Consider the following 18,021-nt stretch of genomic DNA (forward strand, 5'->3'; position numbering starts at 1 on the left):
GAGGTGTTTTTTATGAAAAAAATCATATACCCAGTAGGCATGATAGTGATCGGAGTTCTTATTTGTGTGTTGGCAAAGGGAGTGGACCAGCGACCGATTGCAGCCAAAAAGAATGTTAATAGCAAGCAATCTGAGCTTACGTATGATAAAACAGAACAAGAGAGAAAAAGTCTACCCGATCGTGAACCGGATAACAATAATCTTGTTGCATTAAAGACAAACTTGTTGCCATACGGATTACCGGGAAGACAAAAAGGATGGTATGGAGACTTGCTGGCGGAAAAACTGGGGATTGAAGTGCATTATGTTCAGCCTTCATATTTTGCGGAGCGAGATAGCGATATGGATATGTATTTATTTTTTATGGGAAATGTGAGTTATTATGATGCGGTTAAGGCGGGAGAATTGTTAGATCTGGAACCGACCTTAAAGAAAAATCCTAAGATATATAAGCGCTACAAAAATGCTTTTCGATATATCAAGAAATATACTTATAAAAAAACAGGGAAAAAAGGAATTTACGGTTTCCCGGTCAACCTAAAATCATTTGATGATAAAGGAAGAAAACTTGATTGCGTATCCATTTTGTCGGGATCCAACAACAAGAACAAGGCGATGGATCTTTTGATGTATTCTGCCTCAGATGAAGGGATTATGAATTGGACGTATGGACCGGAAGGAGAAATGTGGGAACGCAAAAACGGCAAGTATGTCGTATTAAAAGATTGGTCAGCAGAGGAGGGGACTGACGAAGATGAGGAATATGTGGAATATTCTGATTATTCTTCAGATTATATCTGCCCGAGGACGTTGATATATTTAATCCCCAATACTTCTCTGGGAGCAGAATTAACCGGAGTGAAGATTAAGAGATTTTAGAGGCTGAAAATCCTTTGTGTAACGTTGGAAAAGCAAGTGCATGTTTTGAATGAATTAGATGATTTGAGTTGTCTATGAAGATGGGAGGACAGATAATGCATAGGGAACAGAAAAATAGCAGAGATCATAGGTTAGCAATTGTGACACGACAAGGTCATAAAATTACTTATGGTGCATTACAACGGCAAATAGAAGAATGCCTATCGTATGTAGATAAGGAGAGCCGTCAACTTGCACTTATTCTCTGTGACAATTCTTATATGAACCTGTGTATTTATCTGTCCTGTCTATCTGCAAAAATACCAGTGCTTCTTCTTGATGTGTCAGAACAGCATAGGGTAAAAGAAATTATCTCGGAATTTACAATTTTTTATATGTGGGTACCTCAGGGAATGGTGTTAAACATACCACAGCGCTACATCGCAGAAATGGAGGGGTATGTTTTATATGAGTTAATACAAAATAAAATAGAATCCTCATTTATTCAGGAAGAGATTGCATTATTATTGCCAACTTCCGGGAGTGAGGGGAAAAGTAAGTTTGTGATGCTTTCTTATAAAAATATTATCAGTAATACAGAAGCCATTATAGAAGCGTTACATATAAAGGAAACGGATCGCGCAGCGGTGATGCTCCCATTGTGTTATTCGTATGGTTTATCGGTAATACATACACATTTATATCAGGGCGCTGTGTTACTGATGCCTGACTTAGCAATGGTTCGTCCGAAATTTTGGGATTTTTTGTCCCGAGAAAAAGTAACTTCACTTGCTGCAGTGCCTTCTGGCTATGAACTTATGCGAAAATTAAGAGTATTTGAAGGTAAGTATGATTTATCAAGCTTACGAATTATTACACAGGCGGGAGGCGCAATGCGCATTGATACACAAAGGTATTTATTAAAACACTGTAAACAGTGTGCACCCAATGTACATATAGCGATTATGTATGGGCAAACGGAGGCAACGGCGAGAATTACAACATATTTTGTTGATGAACATATGGATAAAATTGGCAGTGTTGGCAAGGTGATTCCAGGGGGAGATATTTGGATTATAGGAGAGCAGACGGAGGGCGAGGTATGCTATAAGGGAGATAATGTATTTTTGGGCTATGCGAGATGCCAGCAAGATATTGAGATTTTGAAAGAACATAACAGCCAATTGCTTACTGGAGATGTAGGATATATAGATTTTGATGGGTATTTATATTTGACGGGAAGAAAAAGTCGATTTGCTAAACTTAACGGATACCGAATTGGTTTGGAGGGATTACAGTCAGAATTGTCAGACAATATAGGATGCGAAATTTGGTGTACAATAGAGCGAAAACAAGATGAGGAAAATCTTGTTGTATGTTGGAGTGACAAATCAGTTGCGAAAGAAGTGATACAATCAGTGTTGAAGCTGGAATGTAAATTGCGTGGGAAATGGAAGGTACAATATGTACCGTATTTTCCGTATAAACAAAATGGTAAGCCGGATTATAATGCTTTGATAAAACTTTTTATGTTTTAGTAGAAAGGAGATAATTTAATATTGAAAGAGAAAGATAAATTTATAGCTATTGTCGCATCGGTTGGAAACATAGACGAAATAGATAAGATTAAAGATGATGCAAGTTTATTTGAGGATTTACATTTTGATTCCTTGGCAGTTGTAGAATTATTGAGTACAATAGAACAAGAGTTTGCGGTTGATTTCACAGTGCTTCCGGATTTTTTAGAACGTTTTGAAAGTGTAGGGAAAATTTGGGAAGGAATACAGATCCTATCGCAGTAATTATGATATAATGAGCACACAGTGCTCATCTTAGGAGTTTCTCCGAAACTCCATTATGCGCAGAAATCATGCGCAATGATTATGATATAATGACTCCAAAATCCAGATGCTTTGCATCTGCCGCGCATTGCGCTTTATGATTTTGTCGTTCACAAATTCTGCGCAAGTGAACAAGCTCCCTTGCGTTGCGAATTTGTGATATAATGAGCACTTCAGGGGGAATATTGAGACAGGAGAAAGATGCGTTATGAAAAAATATGTAAATCCAATTGTTATGGTATTGATCGGAGTTCTTATTTGCGTGTTGGCAGAGGGAGTGGATCAGCGGACGGTTGTCAAAAAGAAGAATGTAAAGATTGATCAATCGAAGCTTACTTATGATGAAGCGGAACAGTACAGAAGGAGTTTGCCTGATCGTGAACCGGATAACAATAATCTTGTTGCATTAAAGACAAACTTGTTGCCATACGGATTACCGGGAAGACAAAAAGGATGGTATGGAGACTTGCTGGCAGAAAAACTGGGGGTTGAAGTGCATTATGTTCAGCCACCATATTTTGAGGAGCGAGATAGCGATATGGATATATATTTATTTTTTATGGGAGAGGTGTCTTATTATGATGCTGTTAAGGCAGGAGAATTATTAGATCTGGAACCGACCTTAAAGAAAAATCCTAAGATATATAAGCGCTATAAAAATGCTTTTCAATATATCAAGAAATATACTTATAAAAAAACAGGGAAAAAAGGAATTTACGGTTTCCCGGTCAACCTAAAATCATTTGATGATAAAGGAAGAAAACTTGACTGCGTATCCGTTTTGTCGGAATCCAACAACAAGAACAAGGCGATGGATCTTTTGCTGTATTCAGCTTCAGATGAAGGGATTATGAATTGGACGTATGGACCGGAAGGAGAAATGTGGGAACGCAAAAACGGCAAGTATGTCGTATTAAAAGACTGGTCAACGGAGGAGTGGGCCAACAAAGATGAGGATTACGTGGAATATTCTGATTATTCTACAGATTATTTCTACCCGAGGGCGTTGATATATTTAATTCCGAATACTTTTCTGGGAGCAGAATTAACCGGGGTGAAGATTTCTAGGATGTGAGAATGTTTTTTACAACATAAGATTTATCGACTCGATATAGAAATTAATATGTCCTAGACTGAACTGACTATAATGTAACACCCCCGGCAGACGTTTTTGTCTGCCGGGGGGGTTTGTTGTTATCCTTAAATACGGTTATGTAATATGATGCTATCGTAAGGCATTGGATTACCTCATGTTTTGTCGGATTATTCGAATCCTTTTTTGATCTGTTCTGCGATCTCACCCATATCTTCTTCCGGTTCACCGGGTTTCCAAGTAATATTTACCTGATCATCTTTATAACGAGGAATCAAATGTACATGCAGATGAAATACTGTTTGACCAGCGGCCTCACCATTATTCTGCAAAACATTTAGGCCATCGCAGTTTAAGCTTTTCTTCATGGCAGCAGCACATTTCTTGGCAACTCCCATAATCTTGCTGCAATAATCATCTGGCAGCTCATAGAGATTTGCAGCGTGCGTTTTAGGAAGGATGATGGAATGACCGCGGGAAGCAGGCCCAAGATCCATGATTACATTGAAATCCTCATCTTCGTAAATCGATGTTGTCGGAATCTCTCCATTTGCCAATTTGCAAAAAATACAATCCTTGTCAATATGTTTCTCCATAATATTCCTCCATTCTGCCGTCCTTACAGCGGCACTAATACTATTTGAATTTCAAACTTTGCACGGAGTGGCTACTTGACCACATATTGCTCATTAAGTAACGTGACGTAGCGCATCGTAGCGAAAGCGTCCCGTCCAAAAATTGATGATACCTTGCTAAACCGGGACATCTCAGACACTCCTTTAGGCATGTATTCATCAGAGACTTAACAAAATAAGAAATCACGTAAAAACGTTGCGTTCTACGGCAATTATCTTAGTTCTCGGATGACAGAACAATTTAGTTTATCGGCTGCAAAATATTTTATTTATTGCTGACATAATGAGCAATATGTGTTTTCGAGTTGGTTGATCCGTGCAAAGTTTGTGTTTGTCTATTCGAAGCGGAAAAGTTCATCGAAGCTGCGCAGGATCTTGAAATCACCTTTGGCAATCACATTGCCGGTACGAAAAGCACTTTGTAATGTAGTTTCGCCGTGTATGATCTGTGTCAGCAACTCCGCTTTGAGCTTCATAGTCACGTGTGGTTCGAAATTTTTCGGCTGCTTGTAGGTACAATGTAAAATATCACCGTCAGCCGTGATATAAAGACAGCGGTCTTCATCTGTGATCTCAAGGGTAAACCGTACGGAAATGTCCGGAATACCGTGGAAATGTGATGAAAATGCACGGATATAGGGGTCGGAGCTTGACATAGGATCTTCATCATCCCCTAGTAATGTGCGGAAAATTTCAGACAATTCCTGAATGTCTTCTTTTTGCTTCTGCACGTATTGGTCATTAGAAACATATTCCGACAACTGTTCACTTTCCTGTGGTGTCAAATCAATGCTTAACGGACGCGATAATGTGTCCGGTGACAGGGAATTACTGGAAGGCAATGTCTCCAGCTTGCCGGTAAAGGTGCGGTAAAATAGCTCTACTCTTTTTTCTACAAATGTAGTATACCCATCATTAGCTTTGAAATCTTCCGGATCTGTTATATATGCCTCAATGCCATCGCAAGGTTTGCCACCAAGCAGTTCCCAAGCTTTTGTAAGCTGTAGGGAGGCCTCTTTCTCCCCATAGGTGGTCGATAGAACGACGGGCATCATGCATAGAGATTGAATGGTTTCTTTGTCACCGTACAACCAGCAGGCATCCAAAAACTGCTGTAACAACCCTCCATAGCTAAACCATTCTACAGAGGCAGCTAGAATAACGGCATCCGCTTCTTTGAGCGTTTTCGGTAAAACGGAGATGCCTTTTTTATCTTCGTATAGATTGTAGCGTCGAACGACAACGTTGAGCTCGTTCAATACTTCTGTTATTTTGTCCATAACATAGATGGTAGGATCTTCGATCAATCCTCTGCCACCATAATAAATATTAACTTTCGTCATGAGTCTATATTCCTTTCTCTTTGGACAGAGTCAATAAAGTGTACATAGCAAATCCGCTGATCAAACCACCGATATGTGCTGCGAAATCGACATTTGGTATTGCAAAACTTCCATAAACAATCCAAAAGATCATAAAAATGATCTGACGCAGATCCGGGGATTCTTGACGGTCATGATGAAAAATCAATGCAAGGATTAAAGCACCCATAAGACCGTAGATCGCACCGGAAGCACCCACCGAGGTACTTGCGGAATGTATAACAACATTATAAACGATTGAGGTGCAGCCTGCAAGAAGACCGCTGACCAGATAAAGGATCAGATAACGGATATGACCCAAACGTCGTTCCAAGTAAGCGCCGATAAAGATCAAAGTGATCATATTGTTAAAAATATGTTCTCCGGATATATGTAGGAACATTGAAGTAAATAATCGATACCATTCCTGCTTGTCAAAGACGAGTTCTGCGCTTAGTGCTCCCATAGAAAACAGAGCGTCTCTTTTGCCTGGGATCAGATCTCCATATACAAAAAGCAGGATGTTGACAGCAACCAGTAAGAGTGTTACAAAAATGCTGCGCATGGCAGGCAGAACGGATCGAAGGTCAGAAGTTCGTTCCGGTCCCTCCTGCAGGAATTGCTCTAAGTCTTTCTGCAAAGGGGAAAATAAAGTATCTACGTCTTCATAGGCCTGTAATATGCCCTGCGATGGAATGATCTGCCAATAGTTCTTGCGATCCGGAAATAATTTTCTGCCGAGAGAATCATCTTCCGTCATCAAAATATAGAGATATTCACAGTTGTCAAAAGTGTTATCTATTAGCATTTGCTGAAGTTGGTCAGAGATCATCGCTATATTTTCGGCGTTCAGTGTGTATGGCTCTCCCGCCCGGATACGGTCTTTTTCTTCGTATCGTGTATCTGCAGCTTTGACAGCGGCGGCAGCCTCTGCGTCGATGATCACGACTACAGGGGTGCAGACAGGATCCTTTGTATGGAGATAGATGTCGAGAAATGGGCAATCCGTTTCGACAACACCGTAATTATATTTTGCAAAAAGGTGATCCAAAGTTGTATCGTGCATAGTAATCTTACATTCCTTTCCAAATTTGCTAAGTTACCGTGTGTTCGCACTTTGCCAAACGCACAAAAGGTGGTTTGTCAATACCTTTGTGCATATGAAGTATGAGTTACAGATGTATATTGTAACAAAAAAGAAAACGTCGAACAAGGGCGTAAAATGATATTCGATGGGCACTGTTTTCACAGGATAGGACATAGTATGATGAAACTGCAGGAAACAAAAGCCATGAAATTAACGGAAGGTGGAGAGGCAGATGCAGCAATTATATGCAAATTACAGCTTACTAATGATAATGCTCGGTGCAGGGATTATCACACTGCTCCTGCAAAGTATAGCGGGTCATGTTATGAACGATCTGTTAGAGGAGTGTTCTAAAATTGCCGGGACGAAAAATCCGTGGATCCGCAATTTGATCAAAAAATTTCAAGTGTGTTACGAACTACATATTCCGGCAAAAGATGTGGGCGGTTTTGTGGACAGGTACCTGTTAGAATACCGGGCATATCAAATACGATTATCTACTTGGGAAAATGTTGGACTGTATGGGGCATGGTTTGTGGGAATGTATTTTGGGGTGTGTACGATTTATGGGATATATATTCAGACATCACTTCAAATTTACGGTATGTATTGTATCTACACCGTTATCATATTAGCACTTATTTTTGGAGGCGAATTATTGATGCAGGTGCATGCACATAAAAAAATGATCCGTATTTATTTGTTGGATTATTTGGAAAACAGTTTGCAGCCACGATTGGAAAATCAATATTTGTATCCGGAAGAGCAGGCAAAATATCAACAAGCTTATTTCGAGGAGCCGGAGCAGCAAACGCTTGCATTAGCTGCCGGTAATGAGGAAACAGAGCAGCAAACGCTTGCATTAGCTGCCGGTAATGAGGAAACAGAACAGGAAAAGGAAGCTGTCTGGTCGATTGCCGGGAGATGGCAGAACGGTATGGAATATGCGGTTCATGAGGAATGGCAGAATGAACATGGACATGCATGCAAGCAGACTTTGGCACCGACTTGGCCGGAGGGGGATATGTGCAAGCAGACTTCGGCACCGGATTGGCCGGAGGGGGATATGTGCAGGCAGACTTCGGCACCGGATTGGTTGGAGAAAGGCATACGTGGGCAGAAAGAGCAAAGAGCAGAAGAAAAACTAACGCTGCTCGGAGAAATTATGGAAGAGTATTTCTAGAAATGGAGGATGACACAATGGAAAAGAGATTTGGCATTTCAGATGCGGCGAGACAGGTTGGTGTGGAGGCACATGTACTGCGTTATTGGGAGGATGAACTTGGGTTAGCGATTCCGCGTAATGGGCAGGGACATCGATACTATAGAGAGCAGGACATTCATATTTTGCATAAGATCAGAGATTGGAAAGAGCAGGGCTTTCAACTTCGTGCTATTAAGCTGCTTTTGCCGGATCGAAGACGAGTTGAGGCGATGACGCCGCAGGAGTTGTATCATCTGCGTGAAGAGTTAAATCAAAAGGTGCAGATGGAAGAAGATCGATCGCCAAAGCATGCAAGAATGGGGCAGGTGACTCCGCTGCCGTCAGCAATGGAAGTGGCGGAGCCGGTAAGCAGCATCAGCAAAGAACAAAAATTGCAGCAGTTTGAGCAGATGATGCGTGATATGATCACAAGTGTTGTGGAACAGCAGACGCAACAATCTGAAGAGCGGATCGCAGAGGCTGTAACAGAAAAGGTGAGTAAGCAAATGGATTATTTGATGCGGGAAAAGGAAGAGTTACAACAAAAACAAATAGAAATATTAGAAAAAATATTAATCGAAATGCGTCCGGCGGCAAAAGAAGCGGCAGCCACCGAAGAGCTGCCGCAGGTTACAACGATCAGATCCCGCAAGAAAGAGCGGGAGGCAAAACGCAGTGTAGGATGGCTGCATCTGCCATTCTGATCCATGAATTATTTTCGACGGGTTATTTGTCTGCACTTTTGACAACGATTTTGCATTTAGCGCGAACCCCATTCGCAAGTGTTGCGGTTACGTAAGTCGTTCCGGGTCTTTTGCCTCGAAGGACACCCTTTTTATTAATAGTAGCGATACGTGTATTGAGTACGGTATATACCGGCTTTTCTTTCGTAATGCTTGGACGAAGCGTAATCCGCACTTTCCTCGTCTTGGATTTTGTTATCTTATATTTGGAATGCTTAAATTTGATGCTGACAGCATGTGGTGATACAGATACCTTGGCTTTCAGTGTGGTTGGACGATTCATAAAGAAAAGTCCTGACGTTGATCGGATGCGGATCTGAATGGTTGCTGTACCGGCCGCCATACCATAGTAATCGCAAGTATTTTCGGATACTTTTGTTACCTTGAGAATGGAAGGATTGGAACTTTTAAAAGTCGTTTCATATCCATCCAGATCGTCTAGTAACGTGAGACTGGAGGAGTCACCGATAAATATTTTTTTTTGAAAATTTTTCTTTGTTCCCGGTTTTTTGGAACGCTGTAAAGCGCCAGAGGCATCTAAAGCCTGTTTGCCGTTGATCTCGGTTGCAACGACGGGGATCTTCGGTGCCTTAGCGGCGGCCGGTTTACCTTGTGTGCACAAGATCAAGACCAGTGCGATCAGCGCCAGTTTTATTTGTTTTCTATAGTTCATAATTATCCTCATTTCTACACACGTGTTCCATGCATAAGACAATTCGTGTCCGGTGTGTATCAACACAAATAGCATGTATTATCATTTCCTACCTATATCAGGTTCGCATTTATCATAGAATAAGATAATGGCAGAAAGGTGTCAAATATTTGCCATCTTTTTCAAATACTATTATACTTATTACAGGAAGTGGTCAGATTCGACGAAGGAGGAACTCATGGAATACATATTGATTGCAGATGATAATAAAGATATTACGGATATTTTAGAAAAATATGTCAAAAAAGAAGGTTATGGAGCGTTGATCGCCACAGATGGCATTCAGACGGAAGAGCTGTTTCACGAATATCATCCGGCGGCCATACTGCTGGACGTGATGATGCCGGGGAAGGATGGCTATGAGGTGTGCCGCACGATCCGACAGGAATCCGCCGTACCGATCATTTTAATTACGGCACGAGGCGAAGACTATGATAAGATCATGGGATTAGACATTGGTGCAGATGATTATATTGTGAAACCGTTTAGCCCGAGTGAGGTTATGGCGAGACTGCGCGCGGTGCTTCGTCGGATAAGCCGTCAGAGTGTGGAGACGCAGTCCGGACAGATCTTACGTGTCAGCAATATGGAAGTGAATTTAGATGAATATACATTTTGCATTGATGGCAAAAAGATCCCAATGACGAAAAAAGAAATTGAAACCATGTGGACGTTAGCAAGTACACCGGGCAAAGTATTTACCAGAGATAATCTGCTTGACAGTTTATGGGGCTACGATTATTACGGAGACAGCCGCACGGTAGATTCACATATCAAAAGACTGCGCGCGAAACTTGATTCTGTGCCGCATCCGGACTGGACGATCAAGACGATCTGGGGCGTCGGCTACAAGCTAGAGATTGCCGGAGGACAGTAAGACATGAAAGGGCTGCATAAGATCAGACAAAAATGGAATGATTCCAAGCTTGGCAGAAATGATATATCTGTACGCATTTATCTGTCTTTTGTTGTGGTGCTTGCTGTTTCGCTGCTGTTGACCGGGGCAATCTTTAATTATTTATATCAGCGCAATTACACGCGTTCCTACACGGAACTTTTGACCAAACAGGGCAAAAAGATAGCACGCCGGGTGTCCAAGTTTCAGTACAAGAAGAATGTCGGACAGTATGAAAAATATTCCGTTTATATTGATGAGATTGAGAGTGCAGAGAACACAGATGTATGGATCCTCAGCAATCATAAGGCGAAAAATGCCTTGAAAGATGATTTTACGAATGCAGAAATGAACGATGACAATCTGACCGATGAAATGTATGCGGTGCTTCGCCAGGCGTTTGGGGGACAGACAGGAGCGTCATCAAGCTATGATAAAGCATATGGTATGATGATCCTTCGTGTGGCGATCCCGGTGCACGATTACAAAACCGATCAGGTGATCGGAGCGGTTATGATGGTTTCTATGATCGACCGCCAGACGATGGGACTAAGAGAGGGGAAATATCTGATTTCTCTCAGTGCAGTGGTAGCGGTAGTTATTTCGTATTTGATCGCTTTGATCTTTACAAAATATCTGTCTCTGCCGATCAATAAGATCGGTAAGACGATCCGAAGAATTGCGGGAGGCGATTATTCTCCGGTTGAGAAGTACAGTCACAGCAGGCAGTTATCACAGTTGGAGGAGCAATTAGATGTTCTTGCAGAGCGCTTGACAAAATCGGAGCAGGAACGTGCGAATTTAGAGCAGGTAAGAAGAGACTTTTTTGCAAATGTTTCTCATGAATTGCGGACACCGATCACAGTAGTGCGCGGATATGCGGAAATGCTTCACGATGATGTGCTTTCGGAGGAGGAAGATGTCCGCGGCGTATATGACCGGATCTTATTAGAGTGTCAGGGGATGGAACGTCTGGTGCAGGATCTGTTTTTACTCTCTAAAATGCAGAATCCGGATTTTCAGATGGACAAAGAACCTGTCAGCTTGGCACAGATCTTTGCGGACGTAATGCGTAGTGCACGCGTGATCGGCGAGGACAAAGAGATTCATTTTGTGGTTGATATACCGGAAGAGCAGCCATTTATGATCGAGGGCGATTATGGAAGATTACGGCAAATGTTTTTGATCGTGTTAGATAATGCCGTAAAGTTTTCTGAACGAGGGGGCAAGGTGCACTTGACTCTTGTCAGCCGGGACGGTCTGATCAAGGCACAGATCGCTGATCAGGGCATTGGGATCGCACCGGAAGAGCTGCCATATATTTTTGAAAAGTTTTATAAATCAAAGCTGACACAAAATGAAAAAGGAACCGGGCTTGGACTAATGATCGCTAAGCAGATCATATTACGCCATGGAGGTGACGTTGAGGTGCAGAGTGTGCCGGGAGAAGGTACGACCTTTACCTTTACGTTTATGGAGCTGACTTCGCTGGAAGAATATGAGTAAATTCATTTGACAGTTGTATTTTTCAAGAAAATTGTATATACTTATAGTACCTGGAATGTACGACAACTTCTGATATTTTGAACCTACACTTTATGAATGGGATTCCTATATATATGAAAGAATGTCATGCCTTCATTGCAGAGGAAGATTGCATTTCATATGCGGTTGCCCACCTAGCTGATCGCTAGGACTCAAAATTCAGGAACCGGCATTTTGGGTATATTTTTTTGTCCAATCTTAAGAACCGTTCGGATCGAATACACATGGAAGATCGCGCGGCAGAAAGTGTGGACAAGTGGAACCGGAAGAAATATACGAAATATTTGGAGGAAGAAAAAGTGGCACAGAAGGGTGATTTATTATCTTTTCGTCCGGACATTAAAGTGTTGGACGCAACAATTCGTGATGGTGGTTTGGTAAATGATTTTTATTTTACAGATGAATTTATCCATAATCTGTACGAAGCAAATGTAAAAGCAGGCGTAGACTATATGGAGTTTGGTTATCGCGCTGATAAAGAGATGTTTGACGTGGATGCTTATGGCCCATGGAAGTTTGCTGAGGATGACAAGATTCGCGAAGTCGTTGGTGATAATGACACCGATCTGAAGATTTCCATTATGGCAGATGTAGGACGCTGCAATTATAAAGAAGATATTCATGACCGCAGCGACAGTCCGGTAGATCTTATCCGTGTGGCAACTTATGTGAATACAATGCCGGCGGCGATCGATATGATCGAAGATGCACACCGCAAAGGGTACGAAACGACTTGTAATATCATGGCGATTTCCAATGCGAAAGAGTCCGACATTAATAAAGCGTTAGAAATGCTTGGTAAATCTTGTGTTGATGGCATTTACATCGTGGACAGTTTTGGTTCGTTGTTCCCGGAGCAGATCCGCACTATTTCGGATCAGTATATGGAAGTGGGCGAGAAGTACGGCAAATACATAGGAATGCACGCACATAACAATCAGCAGCTTGCTTTTGCAAATACGATCGAGTCCTGTGCAAGAGGTGTGTCTTATTTGGATGCAACGATGAGCGGAATGGGACGTGGAGCAGGAAACTGCTGCATGGAATTATTGCTTGGATTTTTGAAAAATCCAAAGTACAAGCTTTTCCCGATCATTAAATTCATCGAGCAGAATATTGTTCCATTAAAAGAGCAGGGAGTTGAATGGGGATTTGATATTCCATATCTGTTGACAGGTCATTTGAATCAGCATCCACGTGCAGCAATTGCCGCAATGAAAGAGGGACGCAAGGATTACTCTGGATTTTACAAAGAAATTATTGATAAAGATTGATCCGATTCAAAATAAACGGGTGATCAGGAGTATGTAGGAAAGGAATGTAGGGAAAGTATGGTCGAAGCAATATTTAACACGCCGATCGGAGTGTTTGATTCCGGTTTGGGCGGTGTCAGTGTTTTGCGACAGATGCGTTATTTGATGCCTGCAGAGCAATTCTTATATTATGGGGATTGTGCAAATGCACCATATGGTACAAGGACTGTCGAAGAGGTGAGAGATCTGACGATCAAGCATGTTAGCCGGCTGCTCGATCAGGGCTGCAAGGCGATTGTTGTTGCCTGCAATACGGCGACCAGCTGTGCGATCAAAGAGCTTCGGGAAATGTATTCAGATATTCCGATTGTTGGCATAGAACCTGCGATCAAGCCGGCAGTAACAGAACACCCGGGCGGCAATATACTTGTGATGGCAACACCGATGACGTTGAAGCAGCAAAAATTCAATAAACTGATGCATAAATATGAAGATCAGGCAAATATCATCCCGGTGCCATGTCCCGGCTTGATGGAATTCATCGAGAGCGGAGATTTTGACGGCGAAGAAGTTTATATTTACCTGCATGAACTTTTTGAGGGGATCAAAGAAAGACCGTTGGATGGAATTGTTCTCGGATGCACTCACTATCCATTCGTACAGGATACGATCTTGGAGATGGTTGGAGAACATGTGGATCTGTATGATGGCGCAATTGGCACGGCAAAGGAAATGCAGCGGCGGTTACGCGAGATCAAGTTACTGGCAACGAAAGAAGAGCTTGGACATGTTCATTTTGAATGCAGCGGTAACCGTGGGGAGAAAACAAAGTTGTTTCAGCGATTGATGGCACTTCCGGTTGTGTCAGCAAAACCGATGACGCAAGATCAGTTTAAGGATTATTTTACAATTGATTAATTAAGGAGAGATATGATGAACGAATATACAATGGGAACAAAGTGTGTACAGGCAGGATATACTCCGGGTAATGGCGAACCGCGTCAGATCCCGATCGTGCAGTCTACTACATTTAAGTATGACACCAGTGAGGATATGGGGAAATTATTTGATCTGGAAGCAAGCGGATATTTTTACACACGCTTGCAGAATCCAACCAACGATCATGTAGCAGCTAAGATTGCAGCAATGGAGGGTGGTACGGCAGCAATGCTGACTTCTTCCGGTCAGGCAGCCAATTTTTTTGCTTTGTTTAATATTTGTGAGTGCGGCAGTCATATTGTGGCATCTTCATCAATCTATGGTGGCACATTTAATTTGATACAGGTCACCATGGCAAAGATGGGTATTACTGTTACATTTGTATCCCCGGATTGTACAGAAGAAGAGTTAAATGCAGCATTTCAGGATAATACGCGTGCGGTTTTTGGTGAGACGATTGCTAATCCTGCATTGACGGTATTGGATATTGAAAAGTTTGCGAAGGCTGCGCACGCGCATGGTGTGCCGTTGATCGTGGATAATACATTCCCAACGCCGGTGAATTGCCGGCCGATCGAGTGGGGGGCAGATATTGTGACGCACTCTACGACAAAATATATGGATGGACACGGAGCAGCAGTCGGTGGTGCGATCGTTGATTCCGGTAAGTTTGACTGGATGGCACATGCGGATAAGTTCCCGGGGCTTTGCACACCGGATGAATCTTATCATGGTATTACTTATGCTGAAAAGTTTGGCAAAGAGGGGGCATTTATTACAAAATGTACAGCACAGTTGATGCGCGATTTTGGATGCATTCAGTCTCCACAGCATGCATTCCTCTTGAATTTAGGATTAGAATCTCTTCATGTTCGTATGCCTCGACACGTTGAGAATGGACAGGCTGTAGCAGAATTTTTACAGGAACAGCCACAGGTATCTTATGTTAATTATTCCGGTCTGCCAACAGATCGTTACTATACATTAGCACAGAAATATCTGCCGAATGGTGGATGTGGTGTCGTTTCGTTCGAATTAAAGGGTGGACGTGCTGCGGCTGAGAAGTTTATGAAGAATCTGAAGTTGGCGGCGATCGAGACACATGTAGCAGATGCAAGAACCTGCTGCTTGAACCCGGCGACTTCGACACATCGTCAGATGACAGATGAACAATTAGAGGCAGCAGGTGTACCTGCCGGCTTGGTTCGTATTTCATGTGGTTTGGAAGATAAAGCAGATCTGATCGCAGATCTGAAACAGGCATTAGAAGCGATTGACTGATTGCCACTGTATGCAGGATACACACAAAAGCAAAGCTAGCGCTTTGCCTTTGTCTCGCTATACAACAGCAATTTCCTATCAATCAAGAAAGACCTCTCTGTATAGACCTCGTTAGAGGGATGTGCAGGGGGGTTTTGACGTAATAGAGGAGGATGACAGAGCGATGATTCGACTATTGTGGAAAAAGACCTCTGATGGGGCAAAGATATACCGGGTTTATGGCACCAATGGCTGTCTGACTGTGCCACAGAAAATAGAGGGCATGCCTGTATATGCGATTGGAGCATACTGTTTCTCGGCATCCAATAAACTAGACGGCTTGGAGGGGATTCGCGAAACGAAGTGGCAGGAGTCATTAGAACTCTATTGCGAGAAACAGTATGACTGTATGGTTGAAGCGCAGCCTGGTACTAGAGATGGAGTGCTGATTGATACAAGGGAAGTGGCACAGCCTGCCGCTGCTTATTTGGGGGAGATAGCGGGTAATGAAGTCCTACAGGTTGTCTTGCCGGACACAGTTGTAGAAATAGAAGAACTTGCATTCTACAACTGTAGGAAATTATCTGTGATAGAATTTGGCAGTGCGCTGGAAACTATTGGCAGTGATGTATTTATGAATTGTCGCAGCCTGAAGCAGCTTAGAGTTCGGGCAGATATACGTGGCAAAACCGGTGTGAAAGCAGTTTTGTCACGCATTCCATGGGAGATACAGGTTGATTTTGCGGGGGAGGAGACAGCGTCGTTATTGTATCCGGAATATACGGAGAGTTATGATGAAATTGCGCCGGCGCATATTTTTGGGCGTAATATTACCGGAGAAGGATTTCGGGCAAGACAGCAATTTCAGGATGGTATTGTACAGCTTGCCGGATATGATGCGATCTATCCGAAGGTGATTGCAGAAGAATCGCCGCTTACGATCGCGAAGATGGCATATTTACGGTTACAGACGCCGATCGGTGTACAGGAAGATGCGAGGAAACGTTATGAGGAGCAGCTTCATCAAGAGGCAGAGGTGCTGGCGCTGCATTACATTGATCGGAAACAATTGGAACCATTGCATTATTTGTGCGAGCATCGTTATCTGACGGGAAACGCCTTGGAACATGCCACGCAGAAAGCGTTAGAAGATCAGTGGTCAGAGGGAGCTTCCCGGCTTATGGAATGGAATTATCAGTACGGGCGTAACAGGCGTAGGGAACGCTACGCATTTTGAAAGGAATTAGGAAGTTATGACCAATATAGAACAGTCGAATGAGAAAAGGCAGCGTTCGCAGGCGGTAACGCAGACAGAGTGGGAGCAGTATATGGCAGAAAAGATATTACGTCTGATCCGTCACGAATTGTATATGGACTTCCGCTATATGGATGTTGCATTGTCGGCATTGAGCTATCAGCCCAAAGAGGGCATTGATACGTTGGGAACGGAAGGCGATCATCTGTTTTATTCTGCGGATCATTTGCTGCGCGTGTATCCTAAAAATCCGGTGTATTTAAACCGCTGTTATCTTCATATGATCCTGCATTTGATCTTTTGTCATCCGTGGCTGCAGGGCAGCAGAAATGCAGCGGATTGGGATCTGGCGTGTGATATTATGATCGAGTATTTGATCGATCATATGGAGCAGACGAGTGTACAGCGCATTACCGGTCTGCTCCGCAGAAAAGTATATAAACGGCTGGAGTCCGTGGGACAGGCATTATCAGCGGCAATTATTTATGAACAGATCCGTTTGTGGTATGAATTCGATCTGGCGGAACTTAGCAAAGAATTTTATACGGATACGCATGCGTTTTGGCCACGACCACAGCCGGAGCAGGCCATTCCTGTGCAGATTCCGCCGAAATGGGACAAATTGGCACGACAGACACAGATGCAGATGGAACGGCAGGGCAGAAACGATGGCGATGAAGAAAGATTGATGCTGAAACAGATCCGTGTGTTGCAGCAACGGCGCAGTTATCGGGATTTTTTGCGTAAATTTGCATCGCTTCGGGAGACGCTGCAGATAGACCCCGAAGAATTTGATCTTAGTTATTATACCTATGGGTTACGCATATATGGCAATCTGCCGTTGATCGAGCCGATGGAAACTAAGGAGACATTGCAGGTAGAGACGTTTGTCGTTGTTATTGATACCAGTTATTCTACAAATGGCGAATTGGTAAAAAAGTTTTTACAGCTTACCGCAGATCTGCTGCTGGAAAGTGTTGAGCTTTCCGGCAAATGCAGGATTCATATTTTGCAATGTGATGATAAGGTTAGGCAGGATGATGTCGTTACCAGTAAAGAGGAGCTGGCACAGACGCTGCAGCGGTTTACCTTGACAGAAGGTGGGAGTACGGATTTTCGGCCTGCTTTTCGCTACGTGGATCAGTTGATGCAATCCGGGCAGATCCGCCATTTGCAAGGGCTTTTGTACTTTACGGACGGCAAGGGAATATATCCGGCAAAACGACCGGAATATAAGACGGCGTTTATCTTTGCGCAGGATTATGAGGAAGAGGCAGTGCCACCGTGGGCGATGCGGATCCGCATTGATCACGAAGAAATCATGGAAGGAAAGTAATTTA

Annotated in this window: 17 protein-coding genes and 1 other RNA gene; 14 read left to right on the forward strand and 4 right to left on the reverse strand. The window is 42.9% G+C overall.

What is annotated here, in order from left to right:
• Positions 1 to 12 precede the first annotated feature (12 nt).
• From DXB73_RS07475 to DXB73_RS07490, 4 genes are all read left to right on the forward strand, one after another.
• The gene (locus DXB73_RS07475) at positions 13 to 879 is read left to right on the forward strand and encodes a hypothetical protein (RefSeq protein ID WP_118690656.1); all 867 of its coding nucleotides are present in this window, start codon (positions 13 to 15) and stop codon (positions 877 to 879) included.
• 95 nt (positions 880 to 974) lie between these two features.
• Positions 975 to 2,396 carry an AMP-binding protein gene (locus DXB73_RS07480; RefSeq protein ID WP_182448232.1) on the forward strand — a complete coding sequence of 474 codons (1,422 nt, stop codon included), beginning with the start codon at positions 975 to 977 and terminating at the stop codon, positions 2,394 to 2,396.
• Positions 2,397 to 2,417: 21 nt separating this feature from the next.
• Positions 2,418 to 2,660, forward strand: a complete 243-nt coding sequence (locus DXB73_RS07485) for an acyl carrier protein (RefSeq protein ID WP_243103992.1) — start codon at positions 2,418 to 2,420, stop codon at positions 2,658 to 2,660.
• Between the two features lie 247 nt (positions 2,661 to 2,907).
• Complete coding sequence (locus DXB73_RS07490) at positions 2,908 to 3,774, forward strand: hypothetical protein (protein WP_118690659.1); 867 nt, start codon at positions 2,908 to 2,910, stop codon at positions 3,772 to 3,774.
• A 188-nt stretch (positions 3,775 to 3,962) separates the two neighbouring features.
• Here the strand turns inward: DXB73_RS07490 and DXB73_RS07495 are convergent, their stop codons facing one another.
• The 3 genes from DXB73_RS07495 to DXB73_RS07505 all read right to left on the reverse strand — a co-directional run bounded on the left by DXB73_RS07495 (position 3,963) and on the right by DXB73_RS07505 (position 6,854).
• Positions 3,963 to 4,388 carry an HIT domain-containing protein gene (locus DXB73_RS07495; protein WP_118690660.1) on the reverse strand — a complete coding sequence of 142 codons (426 nt, stop codon included), beginning with the start codon at positions 4,386 to 4,388 and terminating at the stop codon, positions 3,963 to 3,965.
• Between the two features lie 374 nt (positions 4,389 to 4,762).
• Positions 4,763 to 5,770, reverse strand: coding sequence for an SCP2 sterol-binding domain-containing protein (locus DXB73_RS07500; protein WP_118690661.1), 1,008 nt, complete (start codon positions 5,768 to 5,770; stop codon positions 4,763 to 4,765).
• Between the two features lie 4 nt (positions 5,771 to 5,774).
• Entirely contained in the window at positions 5,775 to 6,854 is a 1,080-nt protein-coding gene (locus tag DXB73_RS07505) for a rhomboid family intramembrane serine protease (protein ID WP_118690662.1), read from the reverse strand.
• Between the two features lie 253 nt (positions 6,855 to 7,107).
• On the opposite strand from DXB73_RS07505, the gene DXB73_RS14520 reads away from it, so the two are divergent.
• Positions 7,108 to 8,058, forward strand: a complete 951-nt coding sequence (locus tag DXB73_RS14520; RefSeq protein WP_182448233.1) for a hypothetical protein — start codon at positions 7,108 to 7,110, stop codon at positions 8,056 to 8,058.
• A 17-nt stretch (positions 8,059 to 8,075) separates the two neighbouring features.
• The gene (locus DXB73_RS07510) at positions 8,076 to 8,783 is read left to right on the forward strand and encodes a MerR family transcriptional regulator (protein WP_182434166.1); all 708 of its coding nucleotides are present in this window, start codon (positions 8,076 to 8,078) and stop codon (positions 8,781 to 8,783) included.
• 22 nt (positions 8,784 to 8,805) lie between these two features.
• On the opposite strand, the gene DXB73_RS07515 is transcribed toward DXB73_RS07510, so the two are convergent.
• Positions 8,806 to 9,495 (reverse strand): Ig-like domain-containing protein, encoded by a 690-nt coding sequence (locus DXB73_RS07515; RefSeq protein WP_182448234.1) that lies wholly within the window; start codon positions 9,493 to 9,495, stop codon positions 8,806 to 8,808.
• Between the two features lie 217 nt (positions 9,496 to 9,712).
• Here DXB73_RS07515 and DXB73_RS07520 point away from each other — a divergent pair, with 217 nt between their 5' ends.
• The 8 genes from DXB73_RS07520 to DXB73_RS07555 all read left to right on the forward strand — a co-directional run bounded on the left by DXB73_RS07520 (position 9,713) and on the right by DXB73_RS07555 (position 18,017).
• On the forward strand, positions 9,713 to 10,411 hold the full coding sequence (locus tag DXB73_RS07520; protein ID WP_118690665.1) for a response regulator transcription factor: 699 nt from the start codon (positions 9,713 to 9,715) through the stop codon (positions 10,409 to 10,411).
• Positions 10,412 to 10,414: 3 nt separating this feature from the next.
• Positions 10,415 to 11,935 (forward strand): ATP-binding protein, encoded by a 1,521-nt coding sequence (locus DXB73_RS07525; protein ID WP_118690666.1) that lies wholly within the window; start codon positions 10,415 to 10,417, stop codon positions 11,933 to 11,935.
• A 44-nt stretch (positions 11,936 to 11,979) separates the two neighbouring features.
• A non-coding RNA gene (gene ssrS / locus DXB73_RS07530) (6S RNA) lies at positions 11,980 to 12,159 on the forward strand.
• Between the two features lie 39 nt (positions 12,160 to 12,198).
• Positions 12,199 to 13,248 carry an aldolase catalytic domain-containing protein gene (locus DXB73_RS07535; protein ID WP_118690693.1) on the forward strand — a complete coding sequence of 350 codons (1,050 nt, stop codon included), beginning with the start codon at positions 12,199 to 12,201 and terminating at the stop codon, positions 13,246 to 13,248.
• A 57-nt stretch (positions 13,249 to 13,305) separates the two neighbouring features.
• Complete coding sequence (gene murI, locus DXB73_RS07540; RefSeq protein WP_118507157.1) at positions 13,306 to 14,145, forward strand: glutamate racemase; 840 nt, start codon at positions 13,306 to 13,308, stop codon at positions 14,143 to 14,145.
• 15 nt (positions 14,146 to 14,160) lie between these two features.
• Positions 14,161 to 15,447: an O-acetylhomoserine aminocarboxypropyltransferase/cysteine synthase family protein gene (locus tag DXB73_RS07545; protein WP_118507169.1), complete on the forward strand. Its 1,287-nt coding sequence runs from the start codon at positions 14,161 to 14,163 to the stop codon at positions 15,445 to 15,447.
• Between the two features lie 163 nt (positions 15,448 to 15,610).
• Entirely contained in the window at positions 15,611 to 16,663 is a 1,053-nt protein-coding gene (locus tag DXB73_RS07550) for a leucine-rich repeat protein (RefSeq protein ID WP_118690667.1), read from the forward strand.
• A 16-nt stretch (positions 16,664 to 16,679) separates the two neighbouring features.
• Positions 16,680 to 18,017, forward strand: a complete 1,338-nt coding sequence (locus tag DXB73_RS07555) for a VWA-like domain-containing protein (protein ID WP_118690668.1) — start codon at positions 16,680 to 16,682, stop codon at positions 18,015 to 18,017.
• Positions 18,018 to 18,021 lie beyond the last annotated feature (4 nt).

The sequence above is a fragment of the Clostridium sp. OM05-6BH genome (assembly GCF_003481635.1).
Lineage (GTDB): Bacteria > Bacillota > Clostridia > Lachnospirales > Lachnospiraceae > Butyribacter.